Origin of the sequence: Nonomuraea sp. C10, assembly GCF_008017515.1 — a bacterium.
Taxonomy (GTDB): Bacteria; Actinomycetota; Actinomycetes; order Streptosporangiales; family Streptosporangiaceae; genus Nonomuraea; species Nonomuraea ferruginea.
Genome location: NZ_VPFF01000001.1, coordinates 3,736,141 through 3,755,121, shown reverse-complemented (window position 1 = coordinate 3,755,121; position 18,981 = coordinate 3,736,141). Strand labels below are relative to the sequence as shown.

The following is an 18,981-nucleotide window of genomic DNA, read 5'->3' as shown; positions in this document are numbered from 1 at the left end:
AGGTCGAAGGTCCTGGCGGCGGGGTGACGTGCGGCCCTGCCCGGGTAGCTGCCGTCGGGTGAGCATGGAAGCGGACACCCCGGCGGGAAGCGGGCGGGAGGAGTCACGGGTGCTCACCCGCGCTCCCGTACTCGAGGAGGCTGGACATGGGCAGACACGTCGTCGCGGGCGTGGACGGATCCGACAGCGCTGCCCTGGCGCTGGACTGGGCGGCGGCGGACGCCGGGCGGCGCGGGCTGGCGCTGCGCGTGGTGTACGTGCGCGAGCCGTGGGCCGGCGAGTGGGTGACGTCCGAGGGGTACGATTCGCTGACCGTGCAGGTCGAGCGGCTGCTGGAACGCTCGGCGGCGCGCGCCCGCGAGCGGGCGCGCGACCTGGAGGTGAGCACCGCGATGGTGACCGGCGCGGTCGTGGAGCGGCTGCGGACCGAGACCGAGACCGCCGACACCGTGGTCATCGGCAGCCGCGGACTCGGCGGGTTCGCCGGGCTGGTGCTCGGCTCGACGGGGCTCGGCCTGGCCAACCAGGCGCACGGTCCCGTCGTCGTCGTCAGAGGTCACTACCGCGTCTCCCATGACGAGGTGGTGGTCGGCTACGACGGTTCCGTGGACGCCGAGTGCGCCGTCGAGTACGCGATGGAACAGGCCCAGGCGCGCGGGGCGAGGCTGCGCGTCCTCCACGCCAAGCACCAGCCGGTCTCCTACCCGCACCCGGCCGGGTTCGGGCCGGTGCCGCCGCCCGGCATCGAGGACGAGATCCCGCAGCGGCTGCGGCCCTGGCTGGACAAGTACCCGAGAGTGCGGTCCGTGCAGACCGTGGTCTCCAAACACCCGGTGCCCGCGCTGGCCGCCGCGTCCCGTACGGCCGACCTGGTCGTGGTGGGCACGCGCGGGATGAGCGGGTTCACCTCCACGATGCTCGGCTCCGTCAGCCACGGGGTGCTGCACCACGCCCACTGCCCCGTCGCGGTGGTACGTCCCCGCGAAGCCCGGTCATGACCGTCATCGTCTCGCCGCCGCACCTGAGCGCCCAGGCCAGGCGAGACTGGGACACCCTGCAGGCCGTGACCGCCGGGGCGCCGCGGTTCGACCCGGAGCAGGCGGACCCGCTGCCCGACGCGGCACGGCGCTGGGTGCTGCACGCCATCGCCCCCGGCACCCCGCTGCTGCGCTCGGTCGTGCTGCGCTCGCGCGGCGAGATCAAGCTCGGCACCTGGCGGCGCTTCCACGCCACCCAGGCGCTGGAGCCGATGGAGGGCTTCGTCTGGGCTGCCACCGCGTGGGTGGGGCTGCTACCGGTGCACGGCTTCGACCGCTACCACGGCGGCGTGGGGGAGATGCGCTGGCGGATGCTGGACGCGCTGCCCGTGATGTCCGGCTCCGACCACGACATCAGCCGCAGCGCCGCGGGGCGGCTGGCGAGCGAGTTCGTGCTGGTCCCCGCCGCCGCGCTGGACCCGCGCGTCCGCTGGAAGCACGTCGACAGGTACGAGGCCGTCGCGAGCATGCCGGTCGGCGACGAGGACTTCGACGTCAGGCTGGCCGTGGACGACGACGGCCGGTTGGCCGGCGTCACCGTCTCGCGCTGGGGCGACCCGGACGGCGGCGGCTACCGCCGGCACCCGTTCGGGGTGGAATGCGGGCGGGAGGCCACCTTCGACGGGTTCACCATCCCGGTGTGGCTGCGCGGCGGCTGGTGGCCGGGCACCGAGCGGCGGGCCGAAGGCGAGTTCATCCGCTTCACCGTCGAGGACGCCGTCTACCGTTAGCCGCCCCCGGCCGCCCGGCCGGCGGCTCGGGCAGCCTCGCGGGTCTCCCGCAGGTAGCGGCGCAGGACGTCCTTGTCGTTCACAGGCCGTGGATCCGGCGGCCGGTGATCTGCTGCGGGATGATGCGGATGTAGAGCAGGCGCTCGCCGCCCGCCCACGGGGTCACGTCCGCGCCGATCACCTCGGCCACCTCCTCCTCGGGGACATGGTGGAACGGCCCCTGGACCAGCACACTCCAGCCCTCGCGCTGCGCCTCGTCGATCTGGTCGATCTCGAAGCCGACGACGATCTCCACGCCTTCCATGCCGGTGCGCAGGTCGCGGTCCATCGCCCCGCCGTAGGAGGTGCGGAAGATGATCGCGCCCTGGTGGAGCTTGTAGTTGACGGGCAGGACCGTCGGGCCGTGGGAGCCGTTGAACGCCACCCGGCCGATGCCGCCCGGCGCGATCAGCCGCAGGCACTCCTCGCGGTCCAGCTTCTCCAGCGAGGGGGACGCCGCCGCCGGGCCACGGCCGGGAGGCCGCTCCCGGCCGCCGCCCAGCAGGTCGTCGGCCGTGGTGCCGAGGGCCTCAGCCAGCCGATGGATGGTCTCGGACGTCGGGCTTGCCGGGGTCTCCTCCAGATACTCCAGGTAGCCGGCGGACACCTTCGCCCGCTCGGCGACCTGTTCGCGAGTCAGCCCGAGGCGCTCGCGGTGATGCGCGATGCGGCGTCCGAGGTCGCCGGTGCCTGCCATGATCGTTCCCCCTTGGTCGAAGGTGAAGGTGCGGCCGGTGCCGCGGCCGGCCGTCTCGCCGTTGACCCGCACCATGCCGTCGCGGGCCTCGATCTCGAACCGTGTGCCGCGCACCAGGATGGGCAGGGACAACGTGCCGAGCCGGTCGGGCAGGAGCGGGTCGAGACGCAGCCCGTCGTCACGCACCTCCAGCCCCAGATAGCACCGCTGCAACAGATCGAGCGTACCGGCCATCGCGCCGAGGTGGATGCCCTCCTCGGTCGTGCCGCCCTGCACGTCCTTGATGTCGCTCATCAGCGCCTCGACGAGCAGGTTCCACGACGTGGCCCGGTCGGTCGAGGCCAGCACCCACGCGTGCACCAGCGCGCTGAGCGTGGAGCCGTGGCTGGTCCGCTCCAGGTAGTAGGCGACCGTGCGCCGGATCAGGCCGGGATCGGCCGGATAGCCGAGCCGGTCCAGGATGCCGAGCAGCTCGTCACCGCTCAGCAGGTAGAACAGCATCAGCGTGTCGGCCTGCTTGGCCGCCTTGTAGCGGTTGACGTCGTCGCCCTCGGCCTCCAGCGCCCGGTCCAGGCGGCGCACCCCGCGGTGGCGTTCCCAGTCGAGCTCGGGCAGGTCGGCGTAGCCGGTGAACTGGCTGATCACCCCGTCGTGGAAGTCGACCCGCATGCGGCGGGTGATGTCGGCCCAGCGGGCCGGCTCCCGGGAGCCCACGGCCGGCACCGAGGGGGCGATCTCCAGCGCCCGCAGGAGCAGCCACACCGTCATGACGTTGGTGTAGGCGTTGTTGTCCAGCCCGGGGGAGCCGGCGTCCGGATAGCCCGTCTGGTACTCGTCGGGGCCCATCACGCCGCGGATCTCGTACCGGCCGGAGGCGGGGTCGAGCACGGCGAGCGAGGCGAAGAACCGGGCGATCTCGATGAACAGCTCGGCGCACCAGTCCGGCATCGAGCCGGTGACCAGGTGGTACTGCCACACGTTGTAGGCGATGGCCAGGCCGACGTGCCGCTGCAGATGGGAGGCGTCGGGCAGCCAGCGGCCCGACTCGGGGTTGAGGTGCAGCGTCTGGGTCTCCTCGCGCCCGTCGCTGCCGCTCTGCCAGGGGAACATGGCGCCGTCGTACCCCTCGGCGCGGGCGGCCGCGCGCGCCTCGTCCAGCCGCCGCCACCGGTAGCGCAGCGCGCCGCGGGAGACGTCGGGGAAGCGCAGGTTGAGCCACGGCAGGACGAACAGCTCGTCCCAGAAGACGTGCCCCCGGTACGCCTCGCCGTGCAGGCCGCGCGCGGGCACCCCGGCGTCGAGGTCGGCGGTGTGCGGCGACATCGTCTGCAGCACGTGGAACACGTGCAGGTGGATGGCCTGGGCGATCTCCGGCTCGGTGACGTCCATGCGGGCGCGGTCCCACAGGCGGTCCCAGGCGGTGGTGTGGCGGGCCAGCAGCTCGTCGAAGCGGGGCGCCAGCCGGGCCCGCCGGACCGCGGCCGAGCGGGGGTCGTGGATGGCGGGGTCGCGCGAGGTCAGCAGCGCCACCACCTTCGTCACGGCGGCCGTCTCGCCCTCGACCAGGTCGAGCACGTGGCAGGAGGTCACCCGGGCCGGCTCCGCGGTGAGCTCCTGCTTCGCGGGCGCGTCCACCCGGGCGGCCAGCGCGACCGTGACGCCCGAACCGCGGGTGGTGACGGTCAGCCAGCCCAGGTCGTCCTCGACGCCGGTCGCGTGCCCGGTCAGGTGGTCGCCGCGCAGGTCGCGATAGCGGGCCACGCCGTCGTTGCGGACGTCGCCGTCGACGGCGGACAGGACACGCAGCGGGCCCGACCAGTTCTCCGCCGTGAACGTGGTCTCCAGCGCCGCGAGCGCGCTGTCGGCCATCGACACGACGCGCCGCTGCCGCACCCGGGTGATCCGGCCCTGCGGGTCGCGCCAGCGCAGGTCGCGCGTCAGGACACCGGCATGCATGTCGAGCGCGTGGTGGTACTCCAGCAGGTCGGAGTCCTCCGGGTGGAAGTAGTCGCAGCCCGGGGTGGCGAACGTCAGCGGCAGCCAGTCGGGCAGGTTGACCAGGTCCTCGTTGGTCACGGTCTTCCCGGCGACGGGGGAGGTGAGCCGGTTGTAGACGCCGGCCGCGTACGTGCCGGGCGTGCGGCGCAGGCCGTCGGGGGTGGCGCCGCGGGTGGCGAACCGCCCGTTGCCGAGCGTGCACAGCGCCTCGCGCAGTCTTTCACCGTCCGGGTCGAAGCCCTCGTAGGCCAGGATCCACGGCGTCATCGGCGGCCCACCGGCACGCGCCCGGCCACGGTCACCTCGGCCAGGTCGTGCACGACGACGTCCGCGCCCGCCCGGATCATCGCCTCCGCCTGCGCCTTGGCCCGGTCGACGGCCACCACCAGCTCGAAGCCGCCCCTGCGGCCGGCCTCCACGCCCGGCAGCGCGTCCTCCACGATCGCCACCTCGGCGGCGGGCAGCCCGAGCCGGTGCGCGGCCTCCCGGAACAGCGCCGGGTCCGGCTTGCCGGGAAAGCCCAGCCGGGCCGCGTCGTTGCCGTCGACCAGCACGTCGAACAGGTGGAGCAGGCCCGAGGACGAGATGACCGCCCGGCAGTGCCGGCTCGCCGAGACCACCGCCGTGCGGCAGCCCCGGTTGCGCAGCTCGTGCAGCAGCGCCACGGTGGACGGGAAGGCGGCCACGCCGTGCTCGGCGATCTGCCGTACGAACAGCTCGTCCTTGGCCATGCCCAGCCCGTGCACGGTCGGGGCGCCCGGCTCGTCCTCAGGGCCACCCTCCGGAAGCGTGATGCCGCGCGAGGCCAGGAAGGTGCGCACGCCGTCCAGGCGTGGTCGCCCGTCGACGTAGCGCAGGTAGTCGTCGCGGATGTCGAACGGCGCGGAACGGCCGCGGAGGAAGCGGTCGAAGACGTGCTTCCACGCGGCGGCGTGCACTCTCGCGGTGTCGGTGACCACGCCGTCGGTGTCGAAGACCACGGCGCGCAGCGTGTTGAGATCGATCGCGGCCATGGCAAGACGCTACCCCCGAGCAGGCAGGACATCCATGGCCGTTCGCCTCGCCCTGATGTGACCTCCGGCCCTGCCGGGGAGGCCCCGGCACGCGGTGTCATGAAAGGGACACGAGGAGGCACATCATGATCGTTGTAGGTGTCGACGGCTCCGTGACCTCGCGGGCCGCTGTGGAGTGGGCGGCCGGCGACGCGTTCCGGATGCGCGAGCCGCTCCGGGTCGTGTACGCCGTCGACCGCGCCCCGTACCAGATCACCAGGTTCCCCGCCGGCGTCGCGCCCGACACGCTGCAGAAGGCCGGGCAGAAGGCGCTGGCCGAGGCGGTGGCGCTGGTGCACGAGCGCCAGCCGACCGTCGAGGTGACCGCCGAGACCGTCGAGGGGTCGCCCGCCGGGGTGCTGCGCGGACTCGACGGGTCGGCGGTCGAGATCGTCGTCGGCAGCCGCGGGCTGGGCGGCCTGTCCGGCGCGCTGCTCGGCTCCGTCAGCACGCACGTCGCCGGGCACGCGCACCGGCCCGTGGTGGTCGTGCGCGGCGAGCGGTTCGCGCCGCGCGGGGAGGTCGTGGTCGGGGTGGACGACTCGCACGAGTGCGAAGCGGCGCTCGGTTACGCCTTCGAGCAGGCCAGGCTCCGGGGCGCCCGGCTGCGCGCTTTGCACGCCTGGCAGCTCCCGGTGCACGCCTTCGCGCCCGAGGTCTCGTACGACCTGGACGAGATCGGCGAGGCCAGGCGGCAGGCCGTCAGCGACCGGCTGGCGGCGTTCAGGGAGAAGTACCCGCAGGTGGACGTCGTCGAGGACGTGCGGTCAGGGCGGCCGGTCGAGGAGCTCGCCGACGCCTCCGCCGGCGCGGACCTGGTCGTCGTCGGCTCGCACGGCCGCGGCGCGGTGGCCTCGGCGCTGCTCGGCTCCGTCAGCCGGGGCGTGCTGCACCAGGCCCGCTGCCCCGTCGCGGTGGTCCGGTCCTAGGTCCCGGCGGGATGGGACCTTCGCCGCTGCCGGTGGCCGGCCCCATGACCGATCGTGGAAGTGGAAGGAGAGGCATCATGACCATTCACGTCAGGGACGTCATGGGGCGGGTCGCCATCGCGGTGCTCGAGGACGCGTCCTTCAGCGACATCATCGGCGCCATGAAACGCTACGCCGTGGGCGCCGTCACCGTCATCGACGCCGACCGCCGCCCCGTCGGCGTGGTGTCGGAGGATGACCTGCTGCTCAAGGAGATCGACCCGGTACGGCACAGCGTGTCCATCTTCGAGGGCCCGCGGCAGCGGCTGGAGCACCAGAAGGCCGCCGGGGTCAGGGCCCGCCAGCTGATGACCTCCCCGGCCATCACCGTCACCCCCGGCATGACCGTCAGGGACGCCGCCCGGGTCATGCACGACCGGCGCATCAAGCAGGTGCCGGTGATCGACCCGGTCACCGGCCGCATCGCCGGCACCCTGCACCAGCGCGACGTGCTGCGGGTCTTCACCCGCCCGGCCGCCGACGTCGAGGCCGACGTACGCGCCCGGCTGCCGGAGGGCGACTTCACCGTCCGCGTCGAGCAGGGTGTCGTCACCCTCGGCGGCCGGGTGCGGTGGACCTCCGAGGCCGTCGCGCTCGTGGCGGCCGTCCGGGCCGTGGAGGGCGTCGTGGACGTCGTCTCCGAGCTCGAACACGACAAGGGAGACCTGATGGCCGTCCCGCCGCTGATGTGAGAGAGAACGCGGAAGGGGGGCCGCCCGGCCGGGCGGCCCCCCTTCCGGCGTGTCAGCGCATGCGGCGCAGCAGTGGCGACGGCGGCGCCTGGGCCGGGGCGACCCGGATCCGCACGTCCACCGCCGCCGCGTCGTCCGGCGTCACGATGACCGGGTTCAGGTCCAGCTCGGCGACCTGGGGCAGATCCTCCAGCAGGCGGCTGATCCGGGCGATCTGCCCCGACAGCGCCTCCACGTCGGCCGGCGCGGAGCCGCGGTAGCCGTACAGCAGCGGCGCGCACCGCAGCTCCCCGATCAGCTCCCTGGCCGCGGCCGCGCCCACCGGCGGCACCCGGAACGCGCGGTCGGCCAGCAGGTCGGCCGTCACGCCGCCCATCCCGACCATGACCAGCGGCCCGAACGTCGGATAGTTGACCCCGCCGACGATGATCTCCACCCCGGCGGGGAGCATCCTCTGCACGATCGCGCCGTTCATCTCCGCCCCGATGCGGGCGGACATGTCCTGGTAGGCGTCGCGTACGTCCGCGGCCGTCTTCAGGCCCAGCCGGACGCCGCCGACGTCGCTCTTGTGCACCGGCCCCGTCACCTTGAGCACCGCGGGCAGCCCGACGCGGCCGGCGGCCTCGGCCGCGGCGTCGGCGTCGTGCACCGGAACCGCCTCGGCCACGTCGACGCCGTAGCAGGCGAGCAGCCGGTTGGCCGCGGCGGGGGAGAGCCACCCGCCGTCGGGGTTCTCGTGCAGATGCGCCCGGACGATCTCCTCGGCGGACTCCACGTCGGCGGCGGGCGGCTCCTCGTGCTCGGGCAGGGGGCGCTCGCGCCACTCGGCGTACCGCGCGGCCTGGGTCAGCGCCTTGATGGCCTGCTCGGGGAAGGCGTAGCTGGGCACCCTGCCGTCGATGACGCCGTCGTGACCGACCACGCAGGCCAGCACGGGCTTGGCGGAGCCGGCCGCGGCGGCCGCGATGGCCTCGCGCGTCTTCTCCAGCCCGGAGCCGAACGGCGGCGTGTAGACCACCAGGACCGCGTCCACCGCGTCCGAGCCCGCGGCCGCCTCGATGGCCGCGCCGAGCTCCGCCGCGCTCGCGTCGGCGGTGAGGTCGACGGGGTTGCCGACGGCGGCGTTGCCGCGCGCCTCGATCAGCCCGGCCGGCAGCTCCGGCACCGACAGCCCGGCCGCCTCGCACGCGTCGGCGGCCATCGCCTCCGGCCCGCCGGAGTTGCCGACGATGGCCACCCGCCGCCCGGCGGGCAGCGGCTGCGTGGACAGCAGCCGGGCGGTGTCGATCAGCTCGTGCACGCTGTCGAGCCGGATCACGCCGGAGGCGCGCACCAGCGCGTCCACGGCCACGTCCGGGGTGGCGGCGGCCGCCGTGTGGGAGCGGACCGCCCGGTCGCCGGCGCCCGTGCGGCCGCTCTTGACCAGCAGGATCGGCTTCTTGCGGCCGACCCGCCCGGCGATGCGGGCGAACTTGCGCGGGTTGCCGAACGACTCCAGGTACAGCGCGACGACGTCGGTGTTCGGGTCGTCCTCCCAGTACTCCAGCAGGTCGTTGCCGCTCACGTCGGCCTTGTTGCCGACGGACACGAACATGGACACGTCCAGCCGCTCCAGCAGCGCGGCCGCCACCGCGCCCGACTGCGACACCAGCCCGACCCGGCCCTCGGTCGGGGTGACGGGCAGGAAGCTGGCGTTGAGCCGGGCGTGGCTGTTGACCACGCCCAGGCAGTTCGGGCCGATCAGCCGGATGCCGGCGCCCCGGCACACGCGCAGGATCTCCACCTCGGCGCCCGGCCGGCCCGCCTCGGCGAACCCGGAGGTCAGCACGATGAGCCCGGCCACCCCCGCCTCGGCGCAGTCGCGGGTCACGCGCAGCACGTGCTGGGCGGGCACCGCCACGATGGCCAGGTCGACGGGGCCCGGCGCGTCCAGCACGCTCGGGTAGGCGGTCAGGCCGGCGATCTCGCCGGCGCTCGGGTTGACCGGGTAGACGGGGCCGGCGAAGCCGCCGTCGACGAGGTTGCGCAGCGCCGTGTGCCCGACGGACGACGGGTCGCGGGAGGCGCCGATCACCGCGACGGAGCGCGGCCGCAGCACCCGGTCCAGCGAGGCGCGCTCCGCCGCGTGGTCGCGGGCCTCGATCTCGGCCCGCAGCCGCGGCGTGACGCGCGCGTCGACGACCATGTGCAGGCTGCCGCCGGCGAACTCGTGGGTGGTGTCGAGCCCCAGGTCGCGCAGCACGTTGATCATCTGGCGGTTCTCGGCCAGCACGTCGGCGACGAGCGTGCGCACCCCGTTGGCGGCGGCGTTCACCGCCAGGTGCTCCAGCATGAGCGTGCCGAGGCCGTTGCCGTGCACCGCGTCGTCCAGCAGGATCGCCAGGTCGGCGCTGCCGTCACCGGCCGGGATGTACTCGGCGACCGCGACCAGCCGATCCCGGACGGTCGCCACCAGCGCGTGCCCGGCCCATTCCGGGCCGGTGACGCGGTCCATGTAGGCGTGCGCGGTGGCCCGGCCCCCGGTGAAGAAACGCAGGTACGCCGAGCGCTCGGACGAGCGGTCCACCAGCTCGTGCAGCGCCTCCCGGTCGCCGGGACGCAGCCGGCGCAGGTGGGCGATGCCGCCGTCGCGGAGCAGGACGTCGTATCCGTCAAGCATCTTGCCTCTCCAGTTCGCTTGCTGGGCGGCGCGGGCTACCCGGCACCTGAGGTCCGTAACCCAGCCTAATGATCATCTGGGCGTGGCCCCGACGGTGGTGCGGGTCCCTGCGCCGGCGCATGTCGCGCAGGTCGAGCGGCTGGTTCAGGAACGAGGCGGACAGCCCGTGCCTGGTCGCGGTCAGCAGCACTCTCTGCAGTGCCTGCCCGGCGCGCAGCCAGTCGATCGGCCGGTCGCCCTGCGTGGTCAGCACCACCAGCTGCGGGTGCTCCTCGAACCGCGCGTCCCGCTCGTGCCGGCCGAAGTCGCGCACCGGCGCCGGGTCCCTGACCGGGCGCGGGCCGTGCGCGTAGGCGGGCACCCCGTCGAAGCGGGCCCCCGGCATGGTCCACGCCGCCAGCTCCGCCTGATAGTCGTGGTCGCGGGACAGCTCGTCCTCGGCCAGCGCCACGTGGTCCAGCATCTCGGCCACGCCCTCGGCGTCCAGCGGCACCAGGCTCGCGCCCTCGCGTGAGGCGGCGATGCGCAGGTCGCCGAGCACCGACGGCGGCACCGGCCGGTCCGAGAACGGCTCACGGCTGGTGCGGCGCACCGGGATCAGCTCGTACAGCTCGCGGTTCTCGCCCCGGACCGGGCGGCCGTCGGCGGTGCGCACGGCGGCCATGAGCAGCGGGTGCTCCGCCGGATCCGGCAGCAGCCACACGATGGGACGGCGGCCCACGTAGCGCACCGCCAGCCGCAGGTTGAACAGCGCGGCCCCGCAGCTCACCATCATGGAACGGCCGCGCGGGTCGGCGACCCGCAGCCTGCGGTCGGGGTCGGCCAGCAGCTCGATGCGCCGGCCGGGCACGACGTGGAAGCGCCACGGCTGGGTGTTGTAGACCGAAGGCGCCTGACCGGCCGCGAAGAGCAGCCGCCGGACGCCGAGGTCGGCGCTGACGAGGGTAGGGGACATGACGCACCTCCTGCCTCCGAATCTGGCGGAGCCCCCGTGCCGTCAGGCAGAGCCGGAGGACCTTCGCGCGGGTGTCCAAAGTCCCTGCCCCCGGCGAGGGCCGTTCGGCCTGGCCGAAGGTCCTCGCGGACGAGGCCGGCGGACCCTACACAGCGCCTCTGACCTGCCGCGATGCTGGCCCGCATGGATGTGCTTGATCTTTCCCGGTGGCAGTTCGGCATCACGACCGTCTACCACTTCCTGTTCGTGCCGCTCACCATCGGTCTGTCGATCCTCGTGGCGGGATGGCAGACCGCGTGGTACCGCACGAAGAAGCCGGAGTATCTGTGCCTCACCAAGTTCTTCGGGCGCCTCTTTCTCATCAACTTCGCCATGGGCGTGGTCACCGGCATCGTGCAGGAGTTCCAGTTCGGCATGAACTGGAGTGACTACTCCAGGTTTGTCGGGGACGTCTTCGGGGCGCCGCTGGCGATGGAAGGGCTCATGGCGTTCTTCCTGGAGTCGACCTTCCTCGGGCTGTGGATCTTCGGCTGGGACAAGCTGCCGCCGAAGGTCCACCTGGCCACGATCTGGACGGCCGCCATCGGCACCAACATCTCCGCCTACTTCATCCTGGCGGCCAACTCCTGGATGCAGCACCCGGTCGGCTACACGATCAACAACGGCCGCGCCGAGCTCACCGACATCTGGGCCGTGCTCACCAACCCGACCACGCTGGTGACGTTCCCGCACGTGATCTTCGGCGCGTTCCTCACCGCCGCCGCGTTCGTGCTCGGCGTCAGCGCCTGGTTCCTGCTCCGCAAGAGGGAGACCTCCCTGTTCCGTCCGGCCATGCGCCTGGGGATGGCCGTCGCCCTGGTCTCGGCCGCCGGCGTGTCCTTCACCGGACACTGGCAGGCCCAGCTGATGACCGAGCAGCAGCCGATGAAGATGGCCGCCGCCGAGGCGCTGTGGGAGGACGAGAAGGCCGCCGGCTTCTCCCTGTTCGCCGTCGGCGACGTGGAGAACGGCCGCAACCACGTCAACCTGCAGATCCCGTACGGGCTGAGCATCCTGGCCACCAACACCCCCGACGGCGAGGTCGAGGGCATCAACGACATCCAGAAGCGCTACGAGGCCATGTACGGGCCCGGCGACTACGTGCCCGCGGTCGGGATCGCGTACTGGTCCTTCAGGCTCATGATCGGGTTCGGCATGCTGGCCGCCGGGCTCGCCCTGCTCGGGCTCTGGCTGACCAGGAAGGGACGGCTGCCCGAACGGCCGTGGTTGTACCGGCTGGCCGTCCTCGGCATCGGGCTGCCGTTCCTGGCCAACACCATGGGCTGGATCTTCACCGAGATGGGCCGCCAGCCGTGGACGGTGTTCGGCCTCATGCGCACCGCCGCCGCCGTCTCGCCCGGCGTCGACGTCACCTCCGTCGCCATCACGCTGGTCGGCTTCACCCTGGTGTACGCGGTCCTCGCCGTCATCGAGGTCCGGCTGCTGGTCAAGTACATCAAGCTCGGCGCCGAGGAACAGCCGGAAGCCGAGCCCGCGGCCCCCGCCCTGAGCTACTGAGGATCACACCATGGAAACGTTCTGGTTCCTGCTCATCGCCGTTCTGTGGACGGGCTACTTCGTCCTGGAGGGCTTCGACTTCGGGGTCGGCATCCTGATGCCGTTCGTGGCCCGCGGCGAGGCTCAGCGGCGCACCGTCGTGCGGACCATCGGGCCCGTCTGGGACGGCAACGAGGTGTGGCTGCTCGTGGCCGGCGGCGCCACCTTCGCCGCCTTCCCGGAGTGGTACGCCACCCTGTTCTCCGGTTTCTACCTGCCGCTGTTCCTCATCCTGCTGGCGCTGATCGTGCGCGGTGTGGCGCTGGAGTACCGGAACAAGAGCGACAGCCAGAAAGGGTGGGACCGGGCCTTCTTCTGGGGCTCGCTCGGCCCGGCCGTGCTGTGGGGCGTGGCGTTCGCCAACATCGCCGCCGGGGTGCCGCTGGACGCCGACCACGAGTACACCGGCACCCTGTTCACCCTGCTGAACCCGTTCGCGCTGCTCGGCGGGCTGGCCACGCTGCTGCTGTTCGCCCAGCACGGCGCCGTGTTCCTGGCCCTGCGCACCACGGGCGAGCTGCGCGAGCGGGCCAGGAGGATCGCCCGTGTGCTCGGCCCGCTCACCGTCGTGGCCGCGGCCGCGTTCCTGGTGCTGCTCGGCAGCGACAAGCCGGCCTACTGGGTGATCACCGGCGTGGCCGCGGCCGCGCTCGTCGCGTCGCTCCTGGCCACCGTGCGCGGCCGGGACGGCTGGGCGTTCACCGGCAGCGCGCTGGCCATCGCCGCCCTGGTGGCGGCCCTGTTCACCGCGCTGTTCCCGAACGTCATGCCCGCGCTCGACCCGGCCAACAGCCTCACCATCACCAACGCCGCCTCCAGCCCCTACACCCTCACCGTGATGACCTGGGTGGCGGTCATCTTCACCCCGGTGGTGCTCGTCTACCAGGGCTGGACGTACTGGGTCTTCCGCCGCAGGCTGACCGGGGCGTGAGACGGTGCGCAACGGCGGGACCTCAGGCCCTGCCCGGCCGCCTCCCGGTGTGATGCGCTGGGTTATCGTCAGTTGGAGGTGGAGTCATGAACCGTCCGGCCAGCCGCTCGCCCAAGGCGGCCGTGGAAGCCGCGGTCGAGGCCGCCCGCTGGGCGCCGTCGGTGCACAACACCCAGCCGTGGACCTTCGCCGTCACCGGTGAGGAGATCAGCCTGCGCGCCGACGCCGAGCGCCGGCTGCGCTTCGGCGACGCCGAGGGCCGCGAGATGATCGTCAGCTGCGGCGCGGCCCTGTTCACCATGCGGACCGCGATGCGCCGGGCCGGGTACGAGCCGGACGTGCGGGTCATGCCCGACCCCGACCGGCCCGCGCTGCTGGCCGTGGTCCGGGTCGGCGCCGAGTCCGACCCCGACGAGCGCACCTCGGTCCTCGCCGCCGAGATCGAGCGGCGGCGCACCCACCGGGCCGGGTTCACCGGCCTGCCGGTGCCCGACCGGCTGGTCGAGGCGCTGGTCAAGAGCGCCGCCGCGGAGGGCGCCCGGCTCACCCCCGTGGTCGCGCCCGACGCGGTCACCGTGGTCGCCGCGCTCACCCAGGCCGCGCAGGGCGTGCAGGCGCAGGACCGGCGCTTCACCCTGGAGCTGATCCGCTGGGCCCGCCCGCCGGGCAGCACCCGCACGGACGGCGTGCCCGCGGGCGCCTACCCCCGCGATCCGGTCCGCACGCAGCCGCACTTCGCCCAGCGCGACTACTCCTGGCGCCACCAGTGGGGCAGCGAGACCGGCGACCCCGGCGCCACCGGCACCGGCGTCGTGGCCCTGCTGACCACGCCGGGCGACACCCGCGAGGACTGGTTGGCCGCGGGCCAGTCGCTGCAGCGCGTCCTCCTGCACGCCTCCGCGTACGGGGTCAGCGCCGCCTTCCACACGCAGGTGCTGGAGATGCGCCATCTGCGCGAGTTCCTGCGCGAGGAGCTGTGCTCCGGCGAGTACCCGCAGATGATCATGCGGCTGGGCATCACCTTCGACGACAAGGACGCCGTACGGCGCCCGGTCGAGGACCTGCTGGGCTGAAGTGCCCGCCGGGCGGGGGACCAAGGTCACCACGCGGGAGGCCGTCCGGCACTGCCTGGGAAAGGGTTCGAAACGGTGTGATGGGGATGTGAGGGAAAGACCCAGCCCGACCTGAAAGGGGCCCGTCATGGCCACCACCACCCCCGTCAAGCCCGTCCACACGACCCTGACCGCCGACGGCAGACGCCCCGTCGACTACGTCTGGGCCATCGCCAGGATCGCGCTGGGCTGGACCTTCCTGTGGGCGTTCCTCGACAAGACCTTCGGCCTCGGCTTCGCCACCACCGCCGAGAAGGCGTGGCTGGCGGGCGGCAGCCCCACCACCGGCTTCCTGAAGGGCACCGAGGAGAACGCGCTCGGCGGCTTCTTCACCGCACTCGCCGGTCAGCCCTGGGTCGACTGGCTGTTCATGGCCGGACTGCTCGGCGTCGGCGCCGCGCTCATGCTGGGCGTGGGCCTGCGAGTGGCCGCCGTCGCCGGCGGCCTGATGCTGATGCTCATGTGGGCGGCCGCGCTGCCCCTGACCACCAACCCGTTCATGGACGACCACATCATCTACACGATCGTCCTCGCCGGTCTGGCCCTGGCCAACGCCGGCACCACCCTCGGCCTGGGCAACCTGCCGATCATCCAGCGGAACCCGTACCTGCGCTGACCTCCCGCCTCATCAGCACCGCCGCGCCCGCCCCCACCGGGGGTGGGCGCCCGTCGTGTGCGGGTGCGAGACTGACCCTTATGAGGGAGAGTGAGCAGAGCCCGTTGCTGCCCAGCATGCGTCTCGACGACCTCCTGGCGGAGCTGCAGGTGCGCCTGCAGGCGGTGCTGGCCACCCGCGACCGGGTGCACGCCCTGATGGAAGCTGTCGTCTCGGTGGGCAGCGACCTCGACCTGGAGACCGTGCTGCGGCGCATCGTGGAGACCGCCACCAGGCTCGTCGACGCCACCTACGGGGCGCTGGGCGTGGTCGGCCAGGAGAGCACCCTCATCCAGTTCATCCCGGTCGGGCTGAGCGAGGAGGAGATCGCCAAGATCGAGCACTGGCCCCACGGGCTCGGCCTGCTCGGCCTGCTCATCAAGGACGCCAGGCCGCTGCGGCTGGGCCGCATCTCCGACCATCCCGAGTCCTACGGCTTCCCGCCCGGCCACCCGCCCATGGGCACCTTCCTGGGCGTGCCCGTACGGGTGCGCGACGAGGTGTTCGGCAACCTCTACCTGACGGAGAAGCGCGGCGGCGGCGAGTTCGACGAGGAGGACGAGGCCATCGTCATCGCGCTGGCCACCGCGGCCGGCGTCGCCGTCGAGAACGCCCGCCTGTACGAGGAGACGCGCCGGCGCGAGACCTGGCTGCAGGCCTCCTCCGAGATCACCACCCGCCTGCTGTCCGGCGCCGCCCCGCACGAGGTGCTCAGCATGATGGCGACCCGCGCCCATCAGATGACCGGCGCCGACCTCGTCCAGGTCCTGCTGCCGGGTCCCGACGGGAAGCGGCTGCACGTCGAGTACGCCGAGGGCGACGGCGGCCAGGAGACCACCGGCATCACCTTCGGCCTCGACGACAGCCCGGCCGGCCAGGTGTTCCGCACCGGCCACGCCGCCACCGCCGACGACCTGCACGACCGCGACTCCGAGCTGCGCGAGCTGGGCTACGGCCCCGAGCTGCTGATCCCGCTCGGCTCCGGCCAGACGGTGCGCGGCGTGCTGGCCCTGGCCAAGTGGAGCGGGCGGCTGCCCTTCAGCGCCGCAGACCTGCGCATGCTGGAGGCGTTCGCCGGCCAGGCCGCCATCGCGCTGGAGCTGGCCGAGACGCGACGCCACGCCGAGCGGCTCGGCCTGCTCGAAGACCGCGACCGCATCGCCAAGGACCTGCACGACGTCGTCATCCAGCGGCTGTTCGCGATCGCGATGACGCTCATGAGCACCGTCCGCCTGGTCGACCGGCCCGAGGCGTCCAACCGGCTCCAGCAGGCCGTCAACGAGCTGGACGAGACCATCCGCCAGATCCGCTCCACCATCTTCGCCCTCCAGGCCACCCCCGAGACCACCGGGCCCACCCTGCGCGGCCGGATCGTCGACCTGGTCGAGTCGGCCCGCGGCCACCTCGGCTTCATGCCCGGCCTGCGGATGGAGGGCCAGATCGACAACCAGGTGCCGGAGGAGGTCGCCGAGCAGGTGCTCGCCGTGCTGCGCGAGATGCTCTCCAACATCGTCAGGCACGCCAAGGCCAGCAGGGCAGGCGTGGCGGTGGAGGTCACGGGCGACGGGCTGACGCTGACCGTGCACGACAACGGGGTCGGCATCCCCGCCGAGGGCCGCCGCAGCGGCCTGCGCAACCTGGAGGAGCGCGCCACCCGGCTGGGCGGCACGTTCGAGATCAGCTCTCCGGACGAGGGAGGGTCGTCGCTGCGCTGGCGTGTCCCCCTATGATGCGCCGGCCGCTGATCCGCTCGGCCTCGACCACGATGTAGTGGTCCTTGCTGCCGGGCGCCCACGGGGTCAGCGGCAGCGAGGCCAGGCGCGACATCTCGCCGGGATCGGTCACGGCGCGCGCGTGCCCGACGGCGGTCACGGACCAGCCGGTGCGCAGCTCCGGGTCGAACTCGTCGACCTCGAAGGCCACGACGGCCTGCCGGGTGGCGGCGGCCAGCTTGGAGCCGATGCCGGTACGGATGACGATCCGCTCGCCGTCCAGCAGGAACGCCACGGGCTGCACCGCGGGAAGGGCGCGATCGGTGAAGACGATCCGCCCGATGGGCGTCGACGACATCAAACGCAGGCACTCCTCCCGGGAGAGCACCTGCAGGCCGGACGAATCGAGTTGCATGGGATCCAGCATTCCCCATCGGGAACGCACGTCATTAGGGGCGAAGGTCCCTTCATTCGCCCCGACCGGCACGAAGGCGTGCCGCCAGCGCCGCGGCTTGGGTGCGCCGCTGCATGTTGAGCTTGGACAGCAGGTTGGACACGTAGTTCTTGACCGTCTTCTCGGCCAGGAACAGGCGCTCGCCGATCTGCCGGTTGGTCATCCCCTCGCCGATCAGGTCGAGGATGTGGCGTTCCTGCTCCGACAGGGCGGCCAGCGGGTCCTGCTTGGCGGCCTGGTCGCGCAGCCGCTGCAGCATCGCCGCGGTGGTCTGCGGGTCCAGCAGCGACTGGCCGGAGGCCACCGTGCGCACCGCGCCCACCAGGTCGGAGCCGTGGATCTGCTTGAGCACGTAACCGGCGGCTCCCGCCATGACCGCGTTGAACAGCGCCTCGTCGTCGGCGTACGACGTCAGCATCAGGCACGCCAGGCCCGGCACCTTGGAGCGGACCTCACGGCACACGTCGACGCCGTTGCCGTCGGGCAGGCGCACGTCGAGCACGGCCACGTCAGGCCGGAGCGCCGGGATCCTGGCCACCGCCGACTCGGCGGTGCCCGCCTCGCCGATGACCTCGATGTCGTCCTCCGAATCGAGCAGGGCGGCGACACCGCGCCGGACCACCTCGTGATCGTCGACGAGGAACACGCGAATCATGCCTCCGACGTTAGCACCATCACCCTGGACCGAAAGAGGCTTAGGTCCCCTTCGACCCAGGCAGTACGGCCCTGTCCATCGCTCCGGACCCCATCGGATCATGAAAGCAAGGGCCCGCGTCCCGGCTGAGGATCTTGCCGGGGATAAGGTCGGGACCAGGGGAGAGGAAGGACACGTACATGATCATCGTGGGGGTCGACGGGTCGAGGGCCGGGCTGGAAGCCACGGCGTGGGCCGCCAGGGAGGCGGCGCTGCGGGAGGTGCCGCTGACGATCGGGCACGCCATCGCCGGCTGGGCGGTCGAGACCGGCGCCGGCGGCCGCTACGCCGAGGTCGCGGCGTGGATGCGGCAGGGCGGTGAGTCCGTGCTGGCCACGGCCGCCGAGCGGGCCCGGCGCGAACGGCCGGGCATCTCCGTGAAGACCGTCCTGCTGCCCGGCGACCCGCGCGGCGCCCTCATCGACGCCGCGCGCGAGGCCCAGCTGCTCGTCGTCGGCAGCCACGGGCTCGGCGCCGTGCGCGGCCTGCTGGTCGGCTCGGTCGCGCACGGCGTGGCCGGCCAGGCCACCTGCGACGTCGTCGTCGTCCGCGAGCTGCCCGCGCAGCCGCGCGACGAGGTCGTGGCCGGCGTCGACGGCTCGCCCGCCTCCAGCCGCGTGCTCGGTTTCGCCTTCGCCGAGGCGGAGCTGCGCGGCCACGCCCTGCGCGTCGTGCACGCCTGGTCCTGGACCGGCCTAGAGCCGTCCGACGGCGAGGGACCCGAACGGGCCGTGCTGCGCGACGCGCTCGCCGGCCACCGTGAGAACCACCCCGGCGTGCACGTCATCGAGGAGATCGTCCAGGGACACCCCGTCGAGGTGCTCAGGGAGGCCGCGACCGGCGCCGGACTGCTCGTCGTCGGCACCCACGGCTACGGCACGTTCGCCGGCATGGTGCTCGGCTCGGTCAGCCAGGCGATGCTCCAGCACTCCCCGGCACCCCTCGCCGTGGTCCGGTGCCGCACCGAGGCCCAAGGTCCCCGCCCCTGAGGACCTTGGC

General features: G+C 73.0%; 16 protein-coding genes. 10 read left to right on the top strand and 6 right to left on the bottom strand.

Annotation, left to right across the window (positions count from 1 at the left end; all coding sequences use genetic code 11):
* Window positions 1–146: 146 nt before the first annotated feature.
* A complete protein-coding gene (locus FR742_RS17190) occupies window positions 147–998 on the top strand; it encodes a universal stress protein (protein WP_148031877.1) in 852 nt (283 codons plus the stop codon).
* The gene (locus FR742_RS17185; RefSeq protein ID WP_148031876.1) at window positions 995–1,768 is read left to right on the top strand and encodes a DUF6544 family protein; all 774 of its coding nucleotides are present in this window, start codon (window positions 995–997) and stop codon (window positions 1,766–1,768) included. Before FR742_RS17190 ends, FR742_RS17185 begins: the two co-directional genes overlap by 4 nt.
* Window positions 1,769–1,847: 79 nt before the next feature.
* On the opposite strand, the gene FR742_RS17180 is transcribed toward FR742_RS17185, so the two are convergent.
* Both FR742_RS17180 and FR742_RS17175 read right to left on the bottom strand, forming a co-directional pair.
* On the bottom strand, window positions 1,848–4,769 hold the full coding sequence (locus FR742_RS17180) for a pyridoxamine 5'-phosphate oxidase family protein (RefSeq protein WP_148031875.1): 2,922 nt from the start codon (window positions 4,767–4,769) through the stop codon (window positions 1,848–1,850).
* Complete coding sequence (locus tag FR742_RS17175) at window positions 4,766–5,515, bottom strand: HAD family phosphatase (RefSeq protein WP_148031874.1); 750 nt, start codon at window positions 5,513–5,515, stop codon at window positions 4,766–4,768. The genes FR742_RS17180 and FR742_RS17175 overlap by 4 nt, the downstream gene beginning before the upstream one ends.
* A 125-nt stretch (window positions 5,516–5,640) precedes the next feature.
* Between FR742_RS17175 and FR742_RS17170 the strand changes: the two genes are divergently transcribed.
* The gene (locus FR742_RS17170; RefSeq protein WP_148031873.1) at window positions 5,641–6,483 is read left to right on the top strand and encodes a universal stress protein; all 843 of its coding nucleotides are present in this window, start codon (window positions 5,641–5,643) and stop codon (window positions 6,481–6,483) included.
* Window positions 6,484–6,560: 77 nt separating this feature from the next.
* The gene (locus FR742_RS17165; RefSeq protein ID WP_148031872.1) at window positions 6,561–7,214 is read left to right on the top strand and encodes a CBS domain-containing protein; all 654 of its coding nucleotides are present in this window, start codon (window positions 6,561–6,563) and stop codon (window positions 7,212–7,214) included.
* A gap of 52 nt (window positions 7,215–7,266) precedes the next feature.
* On the opposite strand, the gene FR742_RS17160 is transcribed toward FR742_RS17165, so the two are convergent.
* Together FR742_RS17160 and FR742_RS17155 are read right to left on the bottom strand one after the other, a co-directional pair.
* Window positions 7,267–9,873 (bottom strand): GNAT family N-acetyltransferase, encoded by a 2,607-nt coding sequence (locus tag FR742_RS17160; RefSeq protein WP_148031871.1) that lies wholly within the window; start codon window positions 9,871–9,873, stop codon window positions 7,267–7,269.
* Complete coding sequence (locus FR742_RS17155; RefSeq protein ID WP_148031870.1) at window positions 9,866–10,828, bottom strand: Acg family FMN-binding oxidoreductase; 963 nt, start codon at window positions 10,826–10,828, stop codon at window positions 9,866–9,868. Before FR742_RS17155 ends, FR742_RS17160 begins: the two co-directional genes overlap by 8 nt.
* Before the next feature lie 183 nt (window positions 10,829–11,011).
* Between FR742_RS17155 and FR742_RS17150 the strand changes: the two genes are divergently transcribed.
* The 5 genes from FR742_RS17150 (at window position 11,012) to FR742_RS17130 (ending at window position 16,852) form a co-directional block, all read left to right on the top strand.
* Window positions 11,012–12,385 (top strand): cytochrome ubiquinol oxidase subunit I, encoded by a 1,374-nt coding sequence (locus FR742_RS17150; RefSeq protein ID WP_148031869.1) that lies wholly within the window; start codon window positions 11,012–11,014, stop codon window positions 12,383–12,385.
* A 10-nt stretch (window positions 12,386–12,395) separates the two neighbouring features.
* On the top strand, window positions 12,396–13,355 hold the full coding sequence (gene cydB, locus FR742_RS17145) for a cytochrome d ubiquinol oxidase subunit II (RefSeq protein ID WP_148031868.1): 960 nt from the start codon (window positions 12,396–12,398) through the stop codon (window positions 13,353–13,355).
* 86 nt (window positions 13,356–13,441) lie between these two features.
* Window positions 13,442–14,428 (top strand): Acg family FMN-binding oxidoreductase, encoded by a 987-nt coding sequence (locus FR742_RS17140; protein WP_148031867.1) that lies wholly within the window; start codon window positions 13,442–13,444, stop codon window positions 14,426–14,428.
* 127 nt (window positions 14,429–14,555) lie between these two features.
* Window positions 14,556–15,083, top strand: a complete 528-nt coding sequence (locus FR742_RS17135; protein ID WP_148031866.1) for a hypothetical protein — start codon at window positions 14,556–14,558, stop codon at window positions 15,081–15,083.
* Window positions 15,084–15,163: 80 nt separating this feature from the next.
* Complete coding sequence (locus FR742_RS17130; protein ID WP_148031865.1) at window positions 15,164–16,852, top strand: GAF domain-containing sensor histidine kinase; 1,689 nt, start codon at window positions 15,164–15,166, stop codon at window positions 16,850–16,852.
* Here FR742_RS17130 and FR742_RS17125 read toward each other — a convergent pair.
* Both FR742_RS17125 and FR742_RS17120 read right to left on the bottom strand, forming a co-directional pair.
* The gene (locus tag FR742_RS17125) at window positions 16,800–17,249 is read right to left on the bottom strand and encodes a pyridoxamine 5'-phosphate oxidase family protein (RefSeq protein WP_148031864.1); all 450 of its coding nucleotides are present in this window, start codon (window positions 17,247–17,249) and stop codon (window positions 16,800–16,802) included. The two genes, FR742_RS17130 and FR742_RS17125, sit on opposite strands and share 53 nt — an antisense overlap.
* A gap of 52 nt (window positions 17,250–17,301) precedes the next feature.
* The gene (locus FR742_RS17120; protein ID WP_148031863.1) at window positions 17,302–17,943 is read right to left on the bottom strand and encodes a response regulator transcription factor; all 642 of its coding nucleotides are present in this window, start codon (window positions 17,941–17,943) and stop codon (window positions 17,302–17,304) included.
* A 179-nt stretch (window positions 17,944–18,122) separates the two neighbouring features.
* Between FR742_RS17120 and FR742_RS17115 the strand changes: the two genes are divergently transcribed.
* On the top strand, window positions 18,123–18,971 hold the full coding sequence (locus tag FR742_RS17115) for a universal stress protein (RefSeq protein WP_148031862.1): 849 nt from the start codon (window positions 18,123–18,125) through the stop codon (window positions 18,969–18,971).
* Window positions 18,972–18,981: the final 10 nt, after the last annotated feature.

Bases quoted from the DNA above. Each gene is read 5' to 3' on its own strand.
- FR742_RS17190 (WP_148031877.1), top strand. From the start codon at position 147: ATGGGCAGACACGTCGTCGCGGGCGTGGACGGATCCGACAGCGCTGCC.
- FR742_RS17185 (WP_148031876.1), top strand. From the start codon at position 995: ATGACCGTCATCGTCTCGCCGCCGCACCTGAGCGCCCAGGCCAGGCGA.
- FR742_RS17180 (WP_148031875.1), bottom strand. From the start codon at position 4,769: ATGACGCCGTGGATCCTGGCCTACGAGGGCTTCGACCCGGACGGTGAA.
- FR742_RS17175 (WP_148031874.1), bottom strand. From the start codon at position 5,515: ATGGCCGCGATCGATCTCAACACGCTGCGCGCCGTGGTCTTCGACACC.
- FR742_RS17170 (WP_148031873.1), top strand. From the start codon at position 5,641: ATGATCGTTGTAGGTGTCGACGGCTCCGTGACCTCGCGGGCCGCTGTG.
- FR742_RS17165 (WP_148031872.1), top strand. From the start codon at position 6,561: ATGACCATTCACGTCAGGGACGTCATGGGGCGGGTCGCCATCGCGGTG.
- FR742_RS17160 (WP_148031871.1), bottom strand. From the start codon at position 9,873: ATGCTTGACGGATACGACGTCCTGCTCCGCGACGGCGGCATCGCCCAC.
- FR742_RS17155 (WP_148031870.1), bottom strand. From the start codon at position 10,828: ATGTCCCCTACCCTCGTCAGCGCCGACCTCGGCGTCCGGCGGCTGCTC.
- FR742_RS17150 (WP_148031869.1), top strand. From the start codon at position 11,012: ATGGATGTGCTTGATCTTTCCCGGTGGCAGTTCGGCATCACGACCGTC.
- cydB (WP_148031868.1), top strand. From the start codon at position 12,396: ATGGAAACGTTCTGGTTCCTGCTCATCGCCGTTCTGTGGACGGGCTAC.
- FR742_RS17140 (WP_148031867.1), top strand. From the start codon at position 13,442: ATGAACCGTCCGGCCAGCCGCTCGCCCAAGGCGGCCGTGGAAGCCGCG.
- FR742_RS17135 (WP_148031866.1), top strand. From the start codon at position 14,556: ATGGCCACCACCACCCCCGTCAAGCCCGTCCACACGACCCTGACCGCC.
- FR742_RS17130 (WP_148031865.1), top strand. From the start codon at position 15,164: ATGAGGGAGAGTGAGCAGAGCCCGTTGCTGCCCAGCATGCGTCTCGAC.
- FR742_RS17125 (WP_148031864.1), bottom strand. From the start codon at position 17,249: ATGCAACTCGATTCGTCCGGCCTGCAGGTGCTCTCCCGGGAGGAGTGC.
- FR742_RS17120 (WP_148031863.1), bottom strand. From the start codon at position 17,943: ATGATTCGCGTGTTCCTCGTCGACGATCACGAGGTGGTCCGGCGCGGT.
- FR742_RS17115 (WP_148031862.1), top strand. From the start codon at position 18,123: ATGATCATCGTGGGGGTCGACGGGTCGAGGGCCGGGCTGGAAGCCACG.